Origin of the sequence: Rathayibacter sp. Leaf296 (genome assembly GCF_001423045.1) — a bacterium.
Lineage (GTDB): Bacteria > Actinomycetota > Actinomycetes > Actinomycetales > Microbacteriaceae > Rathayibacter > Rathayibacter caricis.
In genome coordinates, this window is record NZ_LMNR01000001.1 from 1,055,734 (window position 1) to 1,073,407 (window position 17,674).

The window sequence follows — 17,674 nt, forward strand, 5'->3', positions numbered from 1 at the left end:
ATTCAGCTGAGCACTTCCGCTGCCATCAATTCCTTCGGCTGGTCTTCCAAGACCATAGTCTGCAGATCTTCTTTGCTCTGCTCAACCTGACAAAGCAGTTCGATCTCCGTGAGTACTACGCCGCGGACCGTGACTACGGAGAGGAGGAGTTCGTCGAGCACTGCAAGGAGCTCGACGTGAAGCACCCCTTGATGCGCAACGAAGTAGGCAAGAGCTTCAAGCTGATCGAGGGCGCCTTCATCACTGCCTCCCGAGCCACGACGTCACGGACGAGCAGCGCGAGGAGATCGTTCGCCGGCACCGCAGTCCACCGCTGGCTCACGGCTCTGTCTCTGAAGCCAAGCACCACGACTCGAATCGCGGCGGGGGAGCGTCCAGCATCGTGCCCATCGCGCAGCGCACTGACAAGAAGAAGCTCGTCCGCGCGATCCTCGCCCTCGTGCGGTGGCAGATGGAGAACCCGGACTACGTACGGGACGACACAAAGGCGTCGGTCGTCTCTACTCCGATTCTTGAGCCCGCGACTGGAGCCTCGCCCTCATCGTCTTCAGATCGACGCCGTAGAGCGCATCAAGCTGGTTCAGCGACCAACCTCGCGTCTTCAGTGAAACAGCGTCCTCCAGCTGCCGATCGGTCAGCACAACCTGACGCACCGGAACGTGCTGCTGCCTGAGTGCTGACCGCACTGCTTCTCGGCTCACGCCCCACGACACTGCGAGCTGCCGGATGTTCCCGCCAGCGACGTACTCAGCGGCCAGCTTGACCTTCTGCTCGTCGGACAGCCGCACCTGGCGCTGACGGAGGGCCTGCACGCCAACTGGGGGAGTAGGTGCATCCGGCTCCTCACCCCTGTTGATTCCCGTCCTGGCGGCTACCAGGGCGCGCTCCCATCTTTTTTGATTAGTTGCAGATCGGGGCACCAGGGAGTTTTCGCTGAAACCCTCGCCAGAGAATGTCAGCGCTGTTCAGTGGTCGCTGGCCTCCTAGAGGTGGGCGACGGTCCGAGAATCGCTGCTTCGAGTGGTGCTTCTCTCGTGTGCGGCGAGCTGAACGGCGAACGCGGCGAACGGCTCGTTCGTGTCGACGGTGCAGGCCTCGTGCGCGCCGACCCGGGTCGAACGCTGCACCGCAGCGTCCGCCCGGGTCGACCGGATCCTTCGCTCCTGGAGCCGCTACTTGATCGTCCGCTTCACCGTGTTGTTCGCCGGAGTCGGGTCGCTGAGCGCGGTGGACGTCCTCGCCTCGATCGTGGTCGAGCTCGGGCGGTCGGCGAGGGTCACCGTGTAGGTGATGCTCTGCCCGGCGGACACGCGGGGTGCGGTCCAGGTCAGGACGGTCGTGCCCTTGGTCGCGCCCGGTCTCCGCACGGCTCCGGGGGCGCTGGCGACGGTGCCCGTGACGACGACCCGCGTCGTCGTGGTCGCCGCATCCCGCGTGCCGACGTTGCGCACGGTGATCGTGCCGGCGAGCGGTGCGGTCGCGGGCAGGCCCGGTCTCGGCGCGAGGGCGACGGTCAGGTCCGCGCGCGTGCCTGCTCGCAGTTGCAGGGTCTGCGCGACGGAGGGCGCCGCGCGCCAGGTGGCGTCACCGGCCTGCGTCGCGCGGACGGTGCAGGCCGCCGACCCCGTGAGTCGCACCGTGGCGGTACCGGTACCGGTCGACGTCAGGGTGCAGCTGCCGCTCACGAGGAACCTGACCGGGAGCGCGGAGGTCGCAGCGGCCGCGACGGGGTAGGCGATGCCGCGCTCGGGTGAGCTCGGCACGGTGGTCGTGAACGCGAGGGTCTGCGCCTTCTTCGGAGGCGTCGCCGCGGCGGACACGCGCACCTGCTGCGTGACCTGCGGTGCGGGATCGTGGGTCGCGTCGCCCGCCTGGTCGGCGGTGAGCTCGCACGTGCCCGCTGCGAGGAAGGCCACTGTGCCGCTCGACACCGAGCACACCGCAGGGCTCGTCGTGTCCAGACGGACGGGGGCGCTGGAGCCTCCGGCGCGGATCGTCGGCGTGTACGTCGCGCCGCCCACGACGCCCGCCGGCGCGGCGGAGGTGAAGGCGAGCTCCTGCGCGGTCCGGCTGCGGACCTCGATGGTCTGGATCTGCGCAGGCGCGCTCTCGTGCGCCGCGTCTCCGTCCTGGTGCGCGGTGACGGTGCAGAGCCCCGTCCGCGTGAAGGTGACGACGCCGTCGGCGACCTCGCACGCGTCCGCTGCTCGCAGGAACGGCGCCGGGCCGGTTCCTCCGGTCACGATCGGCGTGTAGGTGCTGCCGACCACCGGAGCCGCCGGTGCCGCTGAGGTGAAGGTCAGCGTCTGCGGGAGGAGGGCGACGGAGTAGCTCTGGAACGCCACCCGGGCCGGCCAGTAGCCGTCGCCCGGCTGCTCGAGCCGGAGACGGCAGAGTCCGGCCTCGTCGTTGCGCACCGAGCCGTCGCTCGTCACCGAGCAGGCGCCGGACGCCGTCAGCGTCGGGACGCCCGTCGAGGGGCCCGGCACGATCACGGGCCGGTAGGTCTCGAAGGCGGACGCGCCCCGGGGCGCGTCGCTCCCGAACGCGAGGTTGCCCTCGGGGGTGCCGACGATGATGGTCTGGCGGACCGGGGGAGCGTCGCTGTGGCGCTCGTCCCCCTGCTGGTCGGCCGTGATCGTGCAGGACCCGTCGCCCGAGAACGACACGACGTCGTCGGCGAGGGTGCAGTCGCCGTTCTCGTCGACCGAGAACGTCACCGGAGCGCTCGAGCCGCCGCCGGTGGCCGAGACCGTGTAGGTCTGACCCTCGAAGGCCCGCTCGGGCGGCGTGGAGGTGAAGGTGATCGTCTGCGCGGAACGCCCGACGGAGATCGTCCGGATCACGTCCTCGGCGGCGGCGTAGACCTCGTCACCGGGCTGCGAGAGTCGCAGTCCGCACCGGGAGTTCGGCGCGAAGGTGATGGTCGGGGCGCTGCCCGGGTGGGAGTCGACGGTGCAGTCGGCGAACGCCGAGTACGCGACCGGCAGTCCCGACGTCGCCGTCGCGGTCAGCGCGAGGGTGCTGCCCGGCTCCGCGGTCGTGGGCAGGTCGGCGACGAGCGCCTGGGGAGCCTTGGCGACGGTGAACGTCTGGGACGCCTGTGCAGGGGCGTAGGTGCCGTCGCCCGCCTGGTCGGCCGTGATCGTGCAGTCGCCGCCGCGGAGGAGGACCACGACCGCACCGTCGACCGCGCACGAACCCGATGCGCCGAGCACCACGGGGTTGCCGGACGCGCCACCGGTCGCCGTCGGCGTGACGGTCCCGAGCGCGACGGCGGCTGCGGGCGGTTCGGACGTGAACGCGACCGACTGCGCGAGCCTGGTCACCGTGACGGTGAAGCGGCTCCGCTGCACGTTGCCGGCGGCATCGACGGCGGAGCAGTCGACGGCCGTGTCCCCGATGGCGAAGGTGCTGCCCGAGGCGGGCGCGCAGGTCGAGGCGACCGCGCCGTCCGTCGCGTCCTGTGCGGAGGAGGCGAAGGTGACCACGGCCCCCGAGACGCCGGTCGCGTCGGCCACGACGGAACCGGGCACCGTGAGGACGGGGGCCGTGCGGTCGCCGATCGAGAAGGAGCCCGGAACGGTCGTGAGGACGTAGTCGGCGCCCGCGGCGCCTCCCTCGCACTGCGTGACGTAGGAACCGACGGGGGTGGAGGCCCCGACGGTGATCTTCTGCACTCCCGACAGGACGACGCCGGTGGGCTCGGTCAGGAGGCGGTCGGAGCCGACGAGGCCCGACGTGGCGCAGTCGACCCGCGGGGCGGTCGGAGTGCCGTACGCCTGGATCCCGGGACTGCTCGCGGTGACCGTGACGCTCGCCTTCGCCACGGTGAGAACACCGTCGACGACGGTCAGGGCTCCGCCGGGGTTGCTCAGCCCGCTGCAGTGGGTGGTGTAGCGCCCCGCCGGCGTCGACGCGGTGAGGGTGAGGGGCGAGGTGAAGGACGTGTCGCCGGTGGCGTACGCGCCGCAGGAGAGGGAGCCGGAGAGACCGGCGGAGGCGGTTCCGGAGATCGTCGGGGGTGTCTGCCCGTAGGTCGTGGTCGGCGAGTCCGCGGTGACCTTCGGGACCACCGGGAGCGGAGCGACGATGGTGAGCGTGCCGCTCCGGTACCCGTCGATCGTGTAGTCGCTGCTCACGGTCCCGCCGCTGCAGCGCAGGACGTAGGAGGTGAACGACAGGCTCTGCCAGTTGGCGACCGCGCGGTAGGTGACGTCGCCGTCGCCCGAGACGAGCGCCCGGAACACGGTCACCGAGGGTGGGGTGATCCAGGTGTCCGAGCCGATGAACGGCGCCCGGCAGGTGAAGGCGGGCGCCGGGGAGCCGCGCGGGTGGTCGACCGAGTTCGCGGTCACCGTCAGAGGGCGCCGGCCCGCCGTGAAGCTCTGCAGCACCTCGCGGGCGTAGCCCTCGGACGTCATCTGGTCGAGGTCCGCGGCGATCGTGCAGACACCGGCATGGAGGACCGTCACCGTCGAGCCGGTCACGGAGCAGGTGCCGGCCGTCCGGCTGACGAAGACGACCGAGCGCTGCGGCACGGAGACCGCCTGGGCGTAGCCGCTGATGTCGAACGAGTCGCCGTAGATCTTCGGCGGGAGCGTCGAGAGGTCGAACCGGGCGCCCATGACGGAGACGGTCGCCGGCTGGCTGACCACGCTTCCTCCGCAGGTGGTGAGGGTCGCGCGGTACTTGACGGACCCCGGGGTGTCGGAGCCGGACTCGACGAACGCGGTCCCGTCGTCGAAGACGCCGGCCCGGCTCGCGACGTCGGTCCAGGTGCGTCCGTCGTCGCGTGAGGACTGCCAGGTGACCGTCGGCATCCCTCCGAAGACCGGGGAGACGCTCACTCCGAGCGTGACCATGTACGGGAACTTGGTCGTCCCCCTGATGTCCGCGGGCTGCCGAGTGATCACCGGTGCCGGCGCGCAGACCCGGACCTCGTGCCGGAGCGCCGGGAGCGGAGACCAGCTCTCGCGACCCGCCTCGACCGAGGTGATGGTGCTCGGGTAGTGCGCGCGCACGTCGTTCCACCCCGTGGGGAGGTCCCTGGTCCGCAGGACGGCCTCGCCGTTCGCGTCGATCGTGAGCCTCGTCGTTCCCAGAGCGGTCAGGACCTCGACGATCCCGCCGGCGGGCGCGGGGCGGCCGAGGGCGGGGACGGTGACGCGGGCGGTGATGACGACCTCCTGACCCGCCGTCGAGTAGTCCGGGGTCTTGCTGACGGTCACGGCGGTGTCGTACACCGGAGCGACCACCGGGCTGCCGGATGCGGGGCCCGCGGTCTGCGAGATCCGGGTCGCGGCGCCGTCGACGTAGCTGGAACCGCCGCCGCCGGCGCCCGGGTGGTTGACGGCCTGACGGGTGGCCCCGCTGCCGCCGGTGTAGGAGGAGCCGCCGCCGCCTCCGTAGAACCAGCCGGCGCCGCCGCCGCCACCGGAGAAGTTGAAGGTGTCGCAGGAGGGGTTCGTCCTCGGGCGCAGTTCGCCCACCGTGCCGCCGTCGCCGTCGTTCAGGAACGCTCCCGACCGGCCGGACGAGCCGTCGGCGCACGAGCCGAAGCGGTCGTAGCCCGCTGCTCCCGCACCGCCACCGGAGTTCGCCGAGGCCCCGCCGCCGCCCGCGCCGTCGACCGCACGGTTCGATCCTCCGTTCTCGCCGCCCGTCGCTCCCGACCCCGCGTCGGCGTCGCCGCCGCGGGCGGTGGTGCCTCCGCCGCCGCCGCCGCCCCCCGCGACGGCGAGCGCGTGCTGGCAGCCGTCGGCGCCCACGGTCGACAGGTACTGAGCGTCGCCGCCGGCGCCTCCCGGGAGGAAGAAGTCGGTCGGACCACCTCCGGCGGGGGCGCCGACGAGGCGACCGAGCTGCAGCACCTGGCCGGGGGTCACGGCGACCTCGACGGTCAGGGTGGAGCCGCGTCCACCGGAGGAGCCGGGTGCGGCGATCGGCGCGTTGATGCGGTTGGGGGCGGTGCTCTGGCCGTTCTGCCCGCTCAGGACCGCCCGGACGGTGCCGACTCCCGCCGGCACCGTGTACTCCGACTGCTGCACGATCGTCGACGAGCTGAAGCAGGGGGTGGAGAACGCCGGTGCGGCCGCGGCGGGAGTGGCCGTCACGACGGTGAGCCCGGCGCCCGCGACGAGGACCGCGGCGGCGACGAGTGAACGGAGGATGGACTGACGCATTCGCTGATGCTCCCGGCGGGCTGACGCCGAGAGCCGATACCCGCGGTCGATCCACGGTAGGAGCCCGGCGGTGCGCGGAGCAGTGCGGCGGCGCGCTGGAGCCCTACTAGGGGGGTACGTGTGGCGGGTCGCTGCATCTCGTCGCGATCCCTTCTCGGGGTGACTCCGGTCGGCGCTGCGGAGAAACAGGCAGGAAACCTGCGGCGGGTATCGTCGGCGCATGAGACTCCGTGCAGCCCACGCGCTCGGCGCGCTGGTCGTGTCCTCGCTCCTCCTCGCTCCCGCAGCCGTTGCGGCGCCCTCGTCGACGGCCCGCGCCGTCGACGGCGGCACCAGCGCGGGGGATCCGTACTTCCCCGGCCTCGGTAGCACGGGGTTCGACGCCCTGAGCTACAGCCTCGTGCTGAAGTACGACCCGGCCACCCGCGCCCTCGGCGGGCGCGCGCTCGTCACGCTCGCTCCGACCCAGGATCTGCGGTCGCTGTCGTTCGACCTGACAGGGCTGACGGTGTCGAAGGTCACGGTGAACACGCGCTCGGCGGCCTTCGTTCAGCGGGGAGCGGAGCTGATCGTCACTCCGGCCCGCTCGCTGAAGAAGGGCGCGCCGACTCTGGTGAACATCGAGTACGCGGGGACGACCGGTAATCCTGTGGACGACACGGGTGCTCCGTTCGGCTGGTGGTCGACCAGCGACGGCGCGCTCGTCGCGAGCGAGCCGAACGGCGCGTCCACCTGGTATCCCGTCAACGACTCCCCGGCCGACAAGGCCCGCTACACCTTCACCATCACGGTCCCGGAGGGGCGGACCGTGGTCGCGAACGGCGTCCCGGTGGGGTCGCCCACCACCTCGAAGGGCTGGACCACGTCGAGCTGGGTCGAGACGAGCCCCATGGCGAGCTACCTCGCCATGGTGAACATCGGCGACTACGACCTGGTCCGCTCCACCCGCGGCGGCGTCGTGACCGTCGACGCGATCGATCGCGACATCACGGGCGACGTCCGGGCGGGGACCGAGGCCGCGCTGGCGAAGCAGGGCGACATCATCGACTACTTCTCGACCGTGTTCGGCCCGTACCCCTTCCGATCGGGCGGCGCGGTGGTCGACGACGAGGAGATCGGCTACGCGCTCGAGACCCAGGGGCGCTCGTTCTACTCCGGCGGGGCGGACGAGTCGACGGTGGCGCACGAGATCGCGCACCAGTGGTACGGGAACAGCGCCACTCCGGGCGTGTGGTCGGATATCTGGCTGAACGAGGGCTTCGCGACCTACGCGGAGTGGCTCTGGGAGGAGCACTCCGGCGGCACGAGTGTCGCGGACTCCGCGGCGCAGGTCGCCGCGATCCCGGCGGACGACCCGTTCTGGTCGACCGCGGTGGCGGACCCGGGGGCGACCGGACTGTTCGACGGCCCGGTCTACGCCCGCGGAGGGCTGACGCTCGTGGAGCTGCGCGAGGAGATCGGCGCGGAGGCGTTCGCCGTGCTGCTCAAGCGCTGGGCGTCGGAGAACCGCTACTCGACGGTCAGCACCGCCGATCTGCAGGAGCTCGCGGAGGAGGTCTCGGGACAGGATCTGTCGGCCTTCTTCGAGGCGTGGCTCGTCACTCCGGAGAAGCCCGCGGGACTCTGACGTCACGCCGTCGCGAGTGACGGAGGCGCTTCCTGTGCGGAGGCGCCTCCGTCACTGGGATCCCCCCGAATGGGGTCGACTCCGCGGCTCGCCTCGGCACGGCGCGGGTCGATGCGGTTGTCTGTCGTCAGGAGCGTCGCTCCCGTCGCCCCGAGTGGTGCGACGCGAACGAGATGCTGGAGACCCGCGCACATGACGGCGAAGACGAGCATCAGGTCGCGGTGGGGCGCCGCGGGCGCTCTTCTGGGGGCACTGGCGCTGCTCGGGAGCCTGCTGACCGCGGGGCCGGCCCAGGCCGCGAGCCCGACGTCGCTGCTCGCCCTCGGCGACTCGATCTCGCGGGGTGCGGCGACCTGCGGGACGAGCTCGGACTGCACGAAGAACAACTGGGCGACCGGAGAGGCAGCCGGGGTCCTCTCGATCGCCTCGCGCCTCCGGGCCGCCGACCCGGCGACTCCTCTGACGGTCGCGAACTGGGCGAAGTCGGGCAGCCTCATCTCGGGAGTGGGCGCCCGCATCGACCAGGCGGTCGCGGCGGGCGCGAAGCCCGACACCGTCACCCTCCTCATCGGCGGGAACGACCTGTGCTTCCCGCGGAACACCGCTCAGAGCGACGGCTACACCATGACGACCGCGAGCGCCTTCGCCGCCTCCGCGAAGGGGATCATGCGGAGGATCGCCACGGCGTGGCCGGGTGCGACGATCCTCGTGGGCTCCGTCCCCGACGTCGCCGCGGAGTGGAGCACCGTGCAGTCGAGCCCGGGGGCCGCGCGCTGGGCGAGCGTCGGGCTCTGCCGGACGACCAGGGGCGTCGCCGTCGACGGCACTCCGTTGACCGGGGACGCGTTCACGGCCTCGGTCGCCGCGGCGGCCGCGCGGACGACCGCGTACAACTCCGCTCTGGCGTCCGCGTGCGCGGCGGCGGCGAACCGGTGCCTCTGGGACGGCGGTGCGGTGACGCGGATGCCGATCCCGTTGAGCGATGTCTCGACGGTGGACTACTTCCACCCGAACGTCTCGGGACAGGCCGGGATCGCGGCGGCCCTGTGGGCGGCGTGGGGGCTGCCGCTGGGGGGAGTGCCGGCTCCGAGTGCGACCGCCACGGCCGCGCCGACCGCGACCGCGGCGCCGACTCCCGCGCCGACTCCGACTCCGACTCCGACTCCGACCCCGACGCCCACCCCGACCGCTGCTCCCACTCCTGCCGCTGACACGACCGCGCCGTCGGTCCGGATCACCGCTCCGGCCGGCGGGACGACGGTCGGAGCGAGCGTCACGTTCGTCGCCTCGGCCGCGGACGACGTCGCGACGACCCGCGTGAGCTTCTGGAGCGGGACGACGAAGCTGGGCGACGCCGCGAAGGCGGCGGACGGGACGTGGCGTCTGACGGTCGCGACGTCCGGGTATCCGGCGGGCACGCACAGCATCACCGCCCGCGCCTCGGACGCGGCGGGCAACCAGGGGCGCAGCGCAGCCGTCTCGATCCGGCGCTGATCGACCGCCCGGCACGCCCTACTTCGCCAGCGAGACCAGGCGCAGTGCGGTGCTCTTCGACGGCGTCAGCGAGGGTGCGGACGGTCGGAACTCGGTCTGGACGGAGTGGAGGCCGAGGGGGAGCTTCGGCACCGTGAGCCGGACGGCGGGGGCGCCCGTGACCACCGTGCCGCTCCAGCGGACGACTCCGTCGATCTTCAGCGACAGCACGCCGGGACCGGCACTGCCGTCGGCCGCTCGGACGGACGTGAGGAGCGTCGTCGAGTTCGTCGGGAGCTGGAGGGGCGTGGAGAGCCGGGCCGTGGTGGTGGTCGCGACCGGCCGACCGGGACCGGTGGTCACCTCGACAACGGACGAGGTGCTCGCGCCCGCCCAGAGCACACCGGCGAGGTACGTCTGGTTCGGCGCGAGGCCCGACCAGCTCGCCGTGACGGTCGGGCTCGCCGCGGACACGGTCGCGGGGGAGAGGGTGAGCGGCGCCTCGGGCTTCGCGGTCGTCGTCCGGACGTCGACGGGCACGCCGGCGGGGCCGGACACCTGGTACACGTCGATCAGCCACAGGCCGTCGAACGGCCGCGCGAGGTCGTAGCGGTCGCTCGTGCCGGGGCCTTGGACGGTCGCGAAGTCGTAGGGGTCGAGATCGCGCGGTTCGATCCAGGTCAGCTCGGTGCGGAGCTGGACCGAGTCGTCACCGGCCTCGACGTCGACGCGGAGGAGCGTGTCCCCGGCGATCTCGACCTGGCCCTGGACGACGACGATCCCGTCTCCACTCGTGATGCCCGAACGACCGCCGTTCCCGGCCGGGAAGCCCTGGAGGACCACCGTCGGACGTCCCAGGCCGAGGCTGATCGGAGTGGCGGTCTCGCCCGCGGACAGCACGGGAGTCAACTGGACCGAACCGGTCGTCCCGCTGCCGGAGGCCGAGGGAGGCGGTGTCAGCGCGACCGCCGCGCCGCTCGGCACGAGGGCCGCTCCCATCGCCACGACACCGACCAGCGCTGCGCTGAGTACCCGGGCACGAATCCGCTGCGTCATGAGACCGACTCCTTCGTCGCGGTCATCATCCCGCTGCGCGACTCCGGCGGCAAGGGCGCGTCGACGCGGAGGTCGGCGAAGCCGCGGGCCGATCGGTCGCCGGGCGACGTCGGGTCGTGACGTCATCGTGCAGAACGTGGGCCGGATCCCGACCACGGCGACCGTCGTGGCCGAGGACCCTCCTCGGCCGAGGTTCTGCATCCGCGGGTCCGCCCCGCCTCAGTGCCCCGACTTCCAGTACCCGCAGAACGTGACGTGCCCCTTGGGCACTCGGCGCTCGCCGACGAGGTGGCGGCGCGCGCCCGTCGCGAGCGCGGACTCGCCGATGGCGAAGGCGTACAGGCCGTCGGTCTCGAGGGTCATCGCCTCGAGATGCGCCAGCGCGAGCGTTCCCGGCGCGACTCCGGGGGCGCGGATCAGCAGGTGCAGCACGAGCCCGGGAGGCAGGGTCAGCGCTGCCGCATCGGAGGCGTCGACCACCTCGAGTACCGCGTCGCCGACCGCGTCCGGCGGCAGCGAGCGGCCGATGCCCGCGAGCGCGGGAAGACCCGTCTCGTCGGTGACGATCAGGTGGCGGCGGGCGCCGGCGGGCGGCACGTAGAGGATCCCCTCGTCGAGGATCGCGACCCGGTCGCCGACGCGCGCGTGCGCCGCCCAGCGGGACGCGAATCCGTCGTCGCCGTGGAGCGCGAAGTCGATGTCGAGCTCGGCCGCGGACCCGGCGGAGGCGGGCCGGAACGCGCTGACGGTGTAGTTGCGCAGCGCCGGGCGCTCGGCCTTGGGGATCGTCAGGAACCTCGCGTAGCCCAGCAGCCCGATGTTCTTCGGCAGGCGCATGTCGTCGTGGCCGGGCTGCGGGAGGAAGAGGCGGAACCACTGGTCGAAGCCGAGCGGCGTGAAGTGCTCGAGCGACTCCCCGGTGATCGTCACCCGCTGGAAGGAGGCACTGACCTTCTCGGACGAGGCGACGTGGGCGAGGAGCATCGTCTTCTCGGACGGCTCGACGCGGCGCGCGGTGCCCCTAGCCACGGGCGGCTCCCGCCGTGCGCTGCAGGGCGGCGCTCGAGCGTCCCACTCCGGCGGCGCGCAGCCTCCGCGCGAGGACCAGCGCCAGCTGCACGAAGCCGAGCGAGACGACGGCGGTGAGCGCGTAGAGCACGACGAGGAGCCACGGAACGCTCATCACGGCGTCGATGTAGACGAACCAGAGCGTCGAGAACGCGGTGATCAGCACGCCGTAGCCGACGAAGAACACCGATGCGCTCCAGTTCCGGTAGAGGGTGATGAGGAACGGCAGCTCCGACAGCACGCCCGCCATGACCACCGTCGGCAGCTGGGCGAAGCCGAACGGAGTCAAGGGAGCGTTCACGAGGCCCGCCAGCAGCGCGATCAGGAACCCCGCCCCCGGGCGCTGCAGCAGTGCGAGGCCGGTCATCGACGGCAGGATCCACGCGCCGATCGTGACGGCGACGAACGCGGGGGCGAGGACGGACAGCGCCAGGCTCGCGTAGTTCATCCCGACGGTCAGCAGACCGCCGGCGACGCCGAGGACGGCGCAGGTGAGGAGGTAGCGCGTGCTCGCGCGGCGACGGACGGTCATGGAACTCCGATCGTGAGGATCCCCGAGGAGGGGAGGGTGAGCAGGAGCGCGGCGGTGCCGGCCCAGAAGACGACGACGAAGACGATGTCCCGAGCCCGGAACGGCACCGGGTACCGCTGGGTCCTGGTCGGATGCGCCCCGAAGGCGCGCGAGTCCATCGAGAGGGCGACCCGCTCGGCGTGGCGGATCGCGCTCGCGAGCAGGGGGACGACGTACCCGAGCCACCGGCGCAGCAGAGCGACGGGTCCGCGTCCGGCGACCGTCCCTCGCACGCGGTGGGCGGCCCGGATGACGGCGAGCTCGTGGGCGAAGCGCGGCACGAAGCGGTAGGCGGCCAGCGCGGTCCAGCCGATCCGGTACGGGACGTGCAGCTGCTGCACGAGTGCGCGCACGAGGTCCGGACCGGTGGTCGTCAGCCCGCCGAGGAGCGCGAGGCCGGACAGGCTCGCGAGGCGCAGCGCCGTGGCGAGCCCGATCTGCAGTGCCCCCGCGCGCACCTGCAGTCCACCCACCTCGAGCAGCACGGCGGAGTCGTCGACGCGTGCGGGATCGACCCAGGCGGTGAAGCTGACGGTGAGGACGGCGACGGCGATCGGGAAGCCGAGGAGCACGGCGGTGACGGTCCGTCGGCTCATGCGGGCGCCGACGAGCAGGAGCGCGATCGCGACGAGGAGGAACGCCAGCGGAGTCGCGGCGTCGCGCACGATGAGGAGCGCCACCATCGCGGGCAGCGGGGCCACGGCCTTGCTCAGCGGGTTCAGCCCGTGCAGGAAGCGCGCCCGGCTCGGGAGCGCGAGGGAGGGGCCGAGCGCTGCGGCGCTCATCCGGGGACCCCGGGCAGGTCGCGGAAGCGGGTGATCCCGCGCCACGCCGGGTGCCGCTCGAGACTCCGCATCGCGCGGGCGAGGGGCGGGCGGAGGAGGCCGGCCGACTCGAGCAGGCCGCTCGCGAGGACGTCCGCCGCGGGACCCTCGCCGAGGAGCCGCCCGCCGCCCATGACAGCGAGGCGATCCGCGCGGTCGGCGACGAGCTGGAGGTCGTGGGTCACGACCAGCACGGTGGTGCCCTCGTCGCGCAGCTGCTCGAGCACGTCCAGCAGCTCGCCGGCGTGCGCCCTGTCCTGGCCGAACGTCGGCTCGTCGAGCGCGAGGACGGGGGCTCCGGTGATGAGCGCCGTGCCGACCGAGAGCCGGCGCTTCTGGCCGCCCGACAGCAGGAAGGGGTGCTGGTCGCGCAGGGCGAGGAGCCCGAAGCGGCGGAGCATCCCGTCGACGCGCTCGCGGGTCTCGTCGACATCGACGCCCCTGATCCGCAGGCCGTGCGCGAGCTCCAGGGCGACGGTGGGCCGGACGAACTGGTGCTCGGGGTTCTGGAAGACGAAGCCGACGGTCGCGGCCAGCGTGCGCGGGTCGGCGCGGGACGGGTCGAGCCCGGCGATCTCGACCGTCCGGCGGGGCGGCGGGACGACGCCCGCGATCGCCTGCAGGAGCGTGGTCTTGCCGGCGCCGTTCGTTCCGACGATCGCCAGCAGATCACCGGCGGCCACGTCGAGGTCGACCTCGCGCACCAGCGTCGCTCCGCGCTTCACCACGGACAGGCCGCGGACCCGGAGGAGCGGCTCGGCGGCCGCGCGGGGCGGCGCGGCGGGGGGCGGCGCGGGCAGCGACTCCACCGCGTCGAGCGCCGCGGCGAGCTCGCGAACGGTCAGCGGCAGCGGGGCGAGGCGCACTCCGGCCGACCGCAGCCGGAGCGCGGCGAGCGCGGCCGTCGGGAGCCAGACCCCGAGGGCGGCGAGCGTGTCGGCGCCGTCGCGGAGGACCTCGTCGACCGTGCCCTCCAGAGCCGGTCGCCCGTCGCGGTCGAGGACGAGCACCCGGTCGACGAGGCCCACCGCCGCATCGAGATCGTGCTCCACCAGCACGACCGCCACCGCCCCCTCCCGCACCAGCTCCGCGAGGATCGCGTAGACCTCCTCCGTGCCCACCGGATCGAGGTTGGCGGTCGGCTCGTCGAGCACCAGGACGGGGGAGCCGAGCGCCAGGGCGCACGCGATCGCGAGCCGCTGCCGTCCGCCGCCGGAGAGGCGGTCCGGGTCCTCCGAGCGCCGCTCCCACAGCCCGACCCGTCGCAGCGCCCGCTCGGCCCGCTCGAGGACCTCGGCGGCGGGCACGAGCAGGTTCTCGGGTCCGAACGCGACCTCGTCGAGGACGGAGCCGGTGACGATCTGCGCGTCGGGATCCTGGAACACCATCGCCACGGTGCGGCCGGCCTCGGCGACCGGGAGATCGACGCTCGAGCGGCCTCCGATGGAGACGGTGCCTCGGAGTTCTGCCGGGATCGAGTGCGGCACGAGCCCGTTCAGCGCGAGCGTCAGGGTCGACTTGCCCGAACCGGACGGGCCGAGGGTGAGCAGCACCTCGCCGGGGCGGACGTCGAGATCGACGGCGCAGGGGGACGGGCGCTCGGCACCCTCGTGCGTGATGGAGAGCCCGCGGGTGCTGATCAGGGCGGGTCGGACGTCCGCGAGCGCCCGAGCGCGGTCACAGGACACGGAGCCTCCGGAGGACGGGGAGCAGGAGCGCAGCACAGCTTAGCCTTACCTAACCTGCGGCGCCAGAAGGCGGTCGCGGCGCGCGTGCGAACCGATGCCCGGCGCCGCAGGAATGGCGCCGCAGCTCCGCGCGTTGCTCCGGGAATGACGATCGAACCCGCAGTGCTCGAGGACGTCCTCTCCTCACTGGACGTGACGCTCGGCGAGCTCCGGCGGCGGACGCTCGCGCCAGGGGAGAGGCTCGTGCTCGCCGAGGGCGTCGTCGTGCTCGTCTACGTCGTCGACGGCGAGCTGACGGCCCTCGCCCCGGCCGGAGCCGCCTGCGAGCTCGACCTCGCGGCGGGCGACGCGGTGGCGGCCCCGCTGCCGCGCACTCTGCTGGCGGGCGACGCACTGCTGAGCTTCGGGCGGCGGGCGGCAGCGCTCGCATCGACCTCGGGCGCCGGACTGATGGTCGTCGAGCTGCGGCTCGAGCCCGCGGCGTGCCTCCGGCCGCTGCCCGGGCTGGTGCTCGCCCCCGGATTCGCCCGGCTCGAGCCCGCCGCGGCCGCCCTGGCGGCGCAACTGGGCCCGCCCCGGGGCGGATCGGCGCGCTCGGGCGACCCGGTGATCTGCCGGCTGATGGTGCGCACGGTGCTGCTCTCGGTGGTGCGGGCCTGGGCGTCCGGCGAGGACGGCGGACCGCGTCCGCTCACCGGCGACGTCCACCTGGACCGGGTGGCTGCGGCCGTTGCCGACGACCCCGGGCGGGAGTGGACCGTCGATCGGCTGGCGAGCGCCGGAGCGATGTCGCGCACCGTGCTGACCGAGCGGTTCCGAGCGGCGTTCGGGCGGACTCCGGCCGACTACGTCGCCGACGTGCGCATGCGGCGGGCGAAGGAGCTGCTGGAGCAGGGACGGACCGTGTCCGAGGCCGCCCGCGCGCTGGGCTACTCCTCGGACGACGGGTTCAGCCGGGCCTTCCGCCGTCACGCCGGCGTCGTGCCGTCGCTGTGGCGGGCGACCCGTCAGGAGGCCTGAGGCGCTCTGACGCGGCGCCGGGCCGCCGAGCCGAAGAGCGCCGCTCCCACGAGGAGCAGCACCGCGCCGATCGCGTAGTCGGCCTCGATCCCGACCGAGTCCACGAGGACCCCGCCGAGTCCCGCCGCGACGACGATCGCGGCCTGGAACCCGACGACCACCAGGCTCCCGCCGGCCTCGAGCCGGTCGGTCATCCGGTGGCCGACCCACGCGTTGACGATGATCAGCCACGAGGCGAAGAAGAAGCCCCAGACGCCGACCGCCACCGCGATCGCGACGACGGATCCGGGGAGCAGCAGCACGCCTCCGACGGCGATCGCGATGGCCACGGGCGCCACGATCCCGAAGACCGCGAAGGTGCGGTCGATGACGGAGCCGATCACGATGTTCCCGAGCAGCCCGCCGACCCCGAAGAGCGCCAGCAGGCCGACGACGGTCGCCGCGTCGGCGTCGGTGCGCTCGAGAGCGAGGCGGATGTAGGTGTACGCGAGGAAGTGGCCGAGGACGACGAGGACGTGGCCCGCGAAGCCCTGGCGCACCCCCGGGCGGCGCACGGTGTCGAGCAGCACGCCCAGCCCGGCGGACGCGGCGGCGGGCACGCGGGGCAGGAGGAGTCGCAGCGGCAGAGCGAGCAGCGCGGTGAGCACGCCGATCACGACGAACGCCGCGCGCCAGTCGATCAGCTCGCTCAGGATCACGCCCAACGGCACTCCGGCGACGGTCGCGAGCGACAGCCCCGCGCTCGTGAACATGGTCGCCCGGCCCACCCGCTCCGGTCCCGCGACGCGGGCGACGACCGTGATCGACATCGACCAGAACGCGCTGATGGCGGCTCCGAGCAGGATCCGCGAGAGGAGGACCAGGGGGAGGGTCGGCGCGAGGGCGGCGAGCACGCTCGACGCTCCTGCGGCGACGGCGGTCCAGACCAGGAGGGTGCGGCGATCGAGCCCCGGGACGATCAGGCCGATGGTCGGAGCGACCAGGAGGCCCACGAACGCCGTCACGGTGACCGTCTGCCCGGCCTGACCCGGGGTGACGCCGAGACCGGCCGCCATCTCGGTGAGCACTCCGTTCGGCAGGAACTCGGCGGTGACGAGCAGGAAGCTGAGGAGCATCAGCACGACGAGGGGGACGACGGGGAGCCGCTGGGCCGTCGGCTCGGCGCGGACGACGGGGACGGAGGCGGTCGAGGTCATGAGGGAAGCATGGCGGGCTGGCGTGGACCGCGCCCGACCGGACCACCGGGGGATCCGACCGATCGGCCGGGGCGTGCGATTCCGGGCTCGTCGAGAGCGTTCCATGGGCCTTCGTCCAGGCGGCCCCGGGATGATCGAGGCTGACACCCGACGGAAGGTCTTCTGTGAGCACTCTCAAGCGCATCCTCAGCATGGCGTCGAAGGCGCTCGACTCGACGAGCTCCTCGAGCTCCACCGCGCGCCCCGCAGCCTCGAGCGGAGGGACGGACTGGCGCGATCTGGTCCGCACCGCCGCCGACAAGGTGACCGGCGATTCCCGTCCGGCGCCGCAGTACGGCGCTCCCGAGCACCGTCCCTCCGCGCGCCCGCAGGACGCGCGCCCCGGTCGGCCTGCGGTCACGGCGGAGGACCGCGCCGCCATCGCCCGCTACGACTACCTCCTCCGCACGGCCGACCCCGAGCAGCTCGAGCAGGTGCACCGCGACGCGTTCGCGAAGCTGACGCCCGAGCAGCGCGCTCAGGTCGAGGCGCGCCTGCGCGACGAGCTGCCCGCGAACGAGCAGCCGCGCTCCTCCGCTCCGGACGACCTCGCCCGGGCCGCCACCCGCGGCGAAGCGCAGAACCCCGGATTCCTGAAGAGGATGTTCTCGAAGCCCGGCACGCGCGGGGCCCTCGCGGGCGCCGGTGTCGGAGCCGCGGCGGGCGTGGGCCTCGGAGCCGCGGGCGGACTGCTGGCCGCGGTCGCCGGCGGCGCCGTGCTCAGCAGCGTGGGCGGCTCCCTCCTGCAGGGCGTCGACCTCGAAGGGCTCGCCGGCTTCGGCGACCTGGGCGAGTTCGGCGACATCACCGGATCGGCGGGCGACGTCGTGTCGGGCGTCGGCGAGCAGGTGTCCGGTCTCGGCGAGCAGGTCTCGGACTTCTCGATACCCGACCTCGGCGACCTGGGGTCGTTCTTCGACCGCTGAT

13 protein-coding genes are annotated in these 17,674 nt (G+C 73.1%); 4 read left to right on the forward strand and 9 right to left on the reverse strand.

Translation table 11 applies throughout. The annotated features are described in order from the left end of the window. Nucleotides 1–2: 2 nt before the first annotated feature. The 3 genes from ASF46_RS19105 to ASF46_RS04900 form a co-directional block, all read right to left on the reverse strand. The gene (locus ASF46_RS19105) at nt 3–185 is read right to left on the reverse strand and encodes a hypothetical protein (protein ID WP_157602212.1); all 183 of its coding nucleotides are present in this window, start codon (nt 183–185) and stop codon (nt 3–5) included. 315 nt (nt 186–500) lie between these two features. Continuing rightward, nucleotides 501–812 (reverse strand): hypothetical protein, encoded by a 312-nt coding sequence (locus tag ASF46_RS04895; RefSeq protein ID WP_056866612.1) that lies wholly within the window; start codon nt 810–812, stop codon nt 501–503. Between the two features lie 360 nt (nt 813–1,172). Next, a complete protein-coding gene (locus ASF46_RS04900) occupies nt 1,173–6,185 on the reverse strand; it encodes an HYR domain-containing protein (RefSeq protein ID WP_056866613.1) in 5,013 nt (1,670 codons plus the stop codon). 220 nt (nt 6,186–6,405) lie between these two features. Between ASF46_RS04900 and ASF46_RS04905 the strand changes: the two genes are divergently transcribed. Next, nucleotides 6,406–7,812, forward strand: coding sequence for a M1 family metallopeptidase (locus ASF46_RS04905; RefSeq protein ID WP_056866614.1), 1,407 nt, complete (start codon nt 6,406–6,408; stop codon nt 7,810–7,812). Between the two features lie 192 nt (nt 7,813–8,004). Continuing rightward, the gene (locus ASF46_RS19565; protein WP_056866615.1) at nt 8,005–9,306 is read left to right on the forward strand and encodes a GDSL-type esterase/lipase family protein; all 1,302 of its coding nucleotides are present in this window, start codon (nt 8,005–8,007) and stop codon (nt 9,304–9,306) included. Between the two features lie 18 nt (nt 9,307–9,324). On the opposite strand, the gene ASF46_RS04915 is transcribed toward ASF46_RS19565, so the two are convergent. The 5 genes from ASF46_RS04915 to ASF46_RS04935 form a co-directional block, all read right to left on the reverse strand. Next, the gene (locus tag ASF46_RS04915) at nt 9,325–10,341 is read right to left on the reverse strand and encodes a hypothetical protein (protein ID WP_056866616.1); all 1,017 of its coding nucleotides are present in this window, start codon (nt 10,339–10,341) and stop codon (nt 9,325–9,327) included. Between the two features lie 219 nt (nt 10,342–10,560). Further along, the gene (locus ASF46_RS04920) at nt 10,561–11,370 is read right to left on the reverse strand and encodes a siderophore-interacting protein (RefSeq protein WP_056866617.1); all 810 of its coding nucleotides are present in this window, start codon (nt 11,368–11,370) and stop codon (nt 10,561–10,563) included. Beyond that, nucleotides 11,363–11,941 (reverse strand): ECF transporter S component, encoded by a 579-nt coding sequence (locus ASF46_RS04925; protein WP_056866618.1) that lies wholly within the window; start codon nt 11,939–11,941, stop codon nt 11,363–11,365. The genes ASF46_RS04920 and ASF46_RS04925 overlap by 8 nt, the downstream gene beginning before the upstream one ends. Beyond that, nucleotides 11,938–12,765, reverse strand: coding sequence for an energy-coupling factor transporter transmembrane component T family protein (locus ASF46_RS04930; protein ID WP_056866619.1), 828 nt, complete (start codon nt 12,763–12,765; stop codon nt 11,938–11,940). The genes ASF46_RS04925 and ASF46_RS04930 overlap by 4 nt, the downstream gene beginning before the upstream one ends. Next, nucleotides 12,762–14,492 carry an ABC transporter ATP-binding protein gene (locus tag ASF46_RS04935; RefSeq protein WP_056866620.1) on the reverse strand — a complete coding sequence of 577 codons (1,731 nt, stop codon included), beginning with the start codon at nt 14,490–14,492 and terminating at the stop codon, nt 12,762–12,764. Before ASF46_RS04935 ends, ASF46_RS04930 begins: the two co-directional genes overlap by 4 nt. Nucleotides 14,493–14,636: 144 nt before the next feature. Here ASF46_RS04935 and ASF46_RS04940 point away from each other — a divergent pair, with 144 nt between their 5' ends. Then, complete coding sequence (locus tag ASF46_RS04940; protein WP_056866621.1) at nt 14,637–15,512, forward strand: helix-turn-helix transcriptional regulator; 876 nt, start codon at nt 14,637–14,639, stop codon at nt 15,510–15,512. Here ASF46_RS04940 and ASF46_RS04945 read toward each other — a convergent pair. Further along, nucleotides 15,500–16,708 carry an MFS transporter gene (locus tag ASF46_RS04945; RefSeq protein ID WP_056866622.1) on the reverse strand — a complete coding sequence of 403 codons (1,209 nt, stop codon included), beginning with the start codon at nt 16,706–16,708 and terminating at the stop codon, nt 15,500–15,502. The two genes, ASF46_RS04940 and ASF46_RS04945, sit on opposite strands and share 13 nt — an antisense overlap. A 164-nt stretch (nt 16,709–16,872) precedes the next feature. Between ASF46_RS04945 and ASF46_RS04950 the strand changes: the two genes are divergently transcribed. Then, nucleotides 16,873–17,673, forward strand: coding sequence for a hypothetical protein (locus ASF46_RS04950; RefSeq protein WP_056866623.1), 801 nt, complete (start codon nt 16,873–16,875; stop codon nt 17,671–17,673). The last annotated feature ends 1 nt before the right edge of the window (nt 17,674 follow it).

Excerpts from the sequence above, each read along its gene's own strand:
- ASF46_RS04900 (WP_056866613.1), bottom strand. The coding sequence starts at position 6,185 with ATGCGTCAGTCCATCCTCCGTTCACTCGTCGCCGCCGCGGTCCTCGTC.
- ASF46_RS04905 (WP_056866614.1), top strand. The coding sequence starts at position 6,406 with ATGAGACTCCGTGCAGCCCACGCGCTCGGCGCGCTGGTCGTGTCCTCG.
- ASF46_RS19565 (WP_056866615.1), top strand. The coding sequence starts at position 8,005 with ATGACGGCGAAGACGAGCATCAGGTCGCGGTGGGGCGCCGCGGGCGCT.
- ASF46_RS04915 (WP_056866616.1), bottom strand. The coding sequence starts at position 10,341 with ATGACGCAGCGGATTCGTGCCCGGGTACTCAGCGCAGCGCTGGTCGGT.
- ASF46_RS04925 (WP_056866618.1), bottom strand. The coding sequence starts at position 11,941 with ATGACCGTCCGTCGCCGCGCGAGCACGCGCTACCTCCTCACCTGCGCC.
- ASF46_RS04930 (WP_056866619.1), bottom strand. The coding sequence starts at position 12,765 with ATGAGCGCCGCAGCGCTCGGCCCCTCCCTCGCGCTCCCGAGCCGGGCG.
- ASF46_RS04940 (WP_056866621.1), top strand. The coding sequence starts at position 14,637 with ATGACGATCGAACCCGCAGTGCTCGAGGACGTCCTCTCCTCACTGGAC.
- ASF46_RS04945 (WP_056866622.1), bottom strand. The coding sequence starts at position 16,708 with ATGACCTCGACCGCCTCCGTCCCCGTCGTCCGCGCCGAGCCGACGGCC.